Origin of the sequence: Agromyces humi (assembly GCF_009720255.1) — a bacterium.
GTDB classification, from domain to species: Bacteria; Actinomycetota; Actinomycetes; order Actinomycetales; family Microbacteriaceae; genus Agromyces; species Agromyces humi.
This window is the reverse complement of the sequence record NZ_WJSP02000404.1, coordinates 1-3,185: the sequence shown is the minus strand read 5'-3', so window position 1 is coordinate 3,185 and position 3,185 is coordinate 1. Positions and strand designations below refer to the sequence as shown.

The window sequence follows — 3,185 nt, the reverse complement described above, 5'->3', positions numbered from 1 at the left end:
CGCGCTGCTGCGGAGCGGCATCCGGGTGCCCGAGCACCTCGGCGAAGGACGCCATCCGGCCGAGGTCGTCGCGGAGCGGTTCGTGCTCCTCGGCGACGCCGAGGTCGCCCTCGGCGACCGCGAGGCGGCCGAGGCGGCCTGGCGTCGTGCGCGCGACGTCGACGGACCGCTCGCGGCGGGCGGACACGTCGTGGATGCCGGCGACGTGTGGATCGGCGTCGCGCACCTGCGCCTCGGCGAGCAGGCGGACGCCGATCGCATCTGGGCGAGCCTGGAGGCCAGGGCGACGGCGCTCGAGGCGTCAGCCGACCGCGTCGACTACTTCGCCACGTCGCTGCCAGAGCTGCTGCTGTTCTCGGTGGACACCGCTCAACGCCGGGCATCCGAGGCGGCGGCGCTGCGCGAGCTGGCCGCGTGGGGCCGGCGAGAAGGCGCCGCCCGAGTGCAGGGGGCCCTCGCATGACGGAGCGCTACCTCGGCACGCCGGTGCTGCCGGCTGCGCCCGACCCCGCGCTCACCGGTCCGGTGCCGGCCCACCTTCCCCGCCGCCTCGCGATCTGCCTGTGGGACTTCTCCTGGTACACCCGTGCGGGCGACGGTGAGCCGTTCGCCGAGGTCGACCGCGCCATGACCGAGACCGCCGATCGCGGCTACAACGCGGTGCGCATCTGCGCCGCTCCACTCCTCGTCGCCGGAGGGCTCGGCCTCGATGACCTCGCCACCGACCTGCCGATCGAGGGACTCGGGCCTGCGCCGACCGGCGGGTTCTTCGGGCAGCGCACCCGCTGGTACGACACCCCCGGCGGCTACCGCCTCGACCTCAGGGCGCGTCTCTTCGAGCTGCTCGAGGCGGCGCGACGGCACGGGGTCGTGGTGATCCTCGCGAGCTGGGAGTACCAGCAGTCGCCGTCGTTCGCGGGCGACCCCCGCTGGTTCGAGGCGATCGACGCCGTGCCGCTCGCGGGCCGCTACGACGTGCTCGCCGACGCCTTCGCACGCCTGCTCGACGACGTGCGCGCCGCGGGCCTCATCGACGTCGTCGCGTTCACCGAACTGCACAACGAGGTCGACTTCTCGATCCTGCCGCCGGTCGGGCAGGGAGGAGTGGCCGCCATGGAGCGGCTGCGCACCCGCCATCCCGACCAGCTCGTGACGGTGAGCTACGGGAAGCCGCCGCACCTCGCCATGCACCGGCTCTCCCCCGCCCTGGCCGTCGCGCAGTTCCACGTGTACAGCTACGGCGTGCTCGATGCCCTGCAGCGACGCATCGACATCCGCTCCGAGGGCAGTGAGGGCTTCCCGAACGCGGAGCTCCGCGCGCTGTTGCGTCCCGACGCGCCCTCGTTCGCCGACTACGGCCGGCCCGCCGAGTGGAAGCTGCGCGCCACGGTGATCACCGACCAGATGCTCTACGGCTACGACTGGATCGATGCCGACGCGTGGGACGCCTGGCTGCTCGACCACTACGGCGAGCACCGCGAGGTCATGCTGCGCGAGATCGAGTCGCGCGTCGTCGCGATCTCGGAGTGGGCGCGATGGCGAGGGGTACCGGCCGTGATCGGCGAGGGCTGGGTGGGCTACACGCCGCGCGACGGCTGGTTCGAGGAGAGCCCGGTCGGGCGGTCGCTCGCCGAGCACGGCATCCGCACCGCGCTGGCGCACGGCGTCTGGGGCGTCGTCGCGTGCTCCAACGCGGCACCGCACCATCCGATGTGGGCGGATGCGCCGTGGCAGCGCCGCGTGAACGCACTCGTCACGGGCGGCTGACCCGTCCGGCCGACCCGCCGGACCCTCAGTCGGGCAGGGCGAATGCCGTGACGGGACGTCCGTCACGGGCGCGCACGGATGCCTCGGGCCGGTCCACGACCGCCACGACGCCCTCGGGCGTGGCCCAGGTCCGCCACCACGTGGCATCCGTCACCTCGATCTCGCCGTCGGCGAGCACGCCGCGCCCGATCGTGTGCGGCTTGATCGCGGTCATCCACGACGCGACGCCCTCGAGGGTGCGCCGCTGCACGGGCGGGATCTCGCCCGCCGCCGTCGGGCCCACGTTGAGCAGCAGGCGCCCGCCACTCGACACGACGTCGGCGTAGAGGCGCGCCAGCTCACGCGGCGAGAGCGTCAGCGACTCGTCCTCCACCCGGTTGTAGCCGAACGAGAAGCCGAGCCCGCGGCAGTGCTCCCAGCCGGCGTCGGCCTCGTTCGCCGTGCCGTGGTCGTACTCGCTCGTGCGGTAGTCCCAGACGTCGGCGCCCCAGCGGTCGTTCACGATGCCCTCGGGCACCACCGACCGGTAGTGCGCGAGCAGCGACGCGATCGAGTGCGGGCCGGGCGCCTTGCCCGCGTCGGGCCAGTCGATGTCGTTCCAGATGAGGTCGGGCCGGTAGCGCTCGACGAGGTCGACGACGTGGCCGAACGCGTAGGCGTTGTACGCGGCATCCGTCGGCCGCAGGGCGGAGACGTCGTCGCTCGACCGGTGCGGCGGGAAGTCGGTGACCGCCCAGTCGAGGCCGCCCGAGTAGTAGACGCCGAACCGCAGGCCCTCGGCGCGCACGGCGTCGGCGAGCGGGCCGATCAGGTCGCGGCGCGGGCCGCGAGCGAGGGTGGTGAGGTCGCCAGAGCCCGGGGCGTCCCACAGTGCGATGCCGTCGTGGTGCTTCGTGGTGGGCACCACGTAGTCGGCGCCGACCGCGCGGAAGAGGCGCGCCCAGCCGGCGGGATCGTACGCCTCGGCCCGCCAGTCGTCGAGGAACCGCTCGTAGGGTGCGCCGCCGTGCTCGCGGGCGTGGTGCTGGGCCGCTGGCGACCCCTCGATCCGAATCGTGTTGGCGTACCACTCGGCGTAGGCGTTGTGCGCGAACCACTCGTCGTCGGGCACCGCGCCGAGCGCACCCGTCGGCTCCGCCCATGCCGGCACCGAGTAGGCGCCCCAGTGCACGAAGATCCCGAGGCTCGCATCGCGCGCCCACCGCGGCAGCGGCCGACCGACGGGGCTCATGCGTCGGAGCGGGTGCCAGTGCCGGTGCCGGTGCCGGTGGACTCCGCCTCGCGGCGCGGACGCTCGGGCACCGCCACGATCGCGAGCGCGATGCAGCCGAGCGCGGGGATCACGAGCGGCACGAGCTGCCAGGTCACGACGCCCGCGAAGCCGGCGGTGGCGACGAGGTAGGCGGCACCGGCCGGGT

Annotated in this window: 2 protein-coding genes and 2 pseudogenes; 2 read left to right on the top strand and 2 right to left on the bottom strand. The window is 73.9% G+C overall.

Annotation, left to right across the window (positions count from 1 at the left end; translation table 11 throughout):
• Both GH736_RS19920 and GH736_RS19915 read left to right on the top strand, forming a co-directional pair.
• Positions 1–463: pseudogene (locus tag GH736_RS19920) on the top strand (DUF5107 domain-containing protein); the annotation flags it as partial.
• Positions 460–1,767: a cellulase-like family protein gene (locus GH736_RS19915; RefSeq protein WP_159606425.1), complete on the top strand. Its 1,308-nt coding sequence runs from the start codon at positions 460–462 to the stop codon at positions 1,765–1,767. The pseudogene GH736_RS19920 and the gene GH736_RS19915, both read left to right, overlap by 4 nt.
• Before the next feature lie 25 nt (positions 1,768–1,792).
• On the opposite strand, the gene GH736_RS19910 is transcribed toward GH736_RS19915, so the two are convergent.
• Together GH736_RS19910 and GH736_RS19905 are read right to left on the bottom strand one after the other, a co-directional pair.
• Positions 1,793–2,998, bottom strand: a complete 1,206-nt coding sequence (locus GH736_RS19910; protein WP_159606423.1) for an alpha-L-fucosidase — start codon at positions 2,996–2,998, stop codon at positions 1,793–1,795.
• Positions 2,995–3,185, bottom strand: a pseudogene (locus tag GH736_RS19905) (hypothetical protein); the annotation flags it as partial. The pseudogene GH736_RS19905 and the gene GH736_RS19910, both read right to left, overlap by 4 nt.

Excerpts from the sequence above, each read along its gene's own strand:
- GH736_RS19915 (WP_159606425.1), top strand. The coding sequence starts at position 460 with ATGACGGAGCGCTACCTCGGCACGCCGGTGCTGCCGGCTGCGCCCGAC.
- GH736_RS19910 (WP_159606423.1), bottom strand. The coding sequence starts at position 2,998 with ATGAGCCCCGTCGGTCGGCCGCTGCCGCGGTGGGCGCGCGATGCGAGC.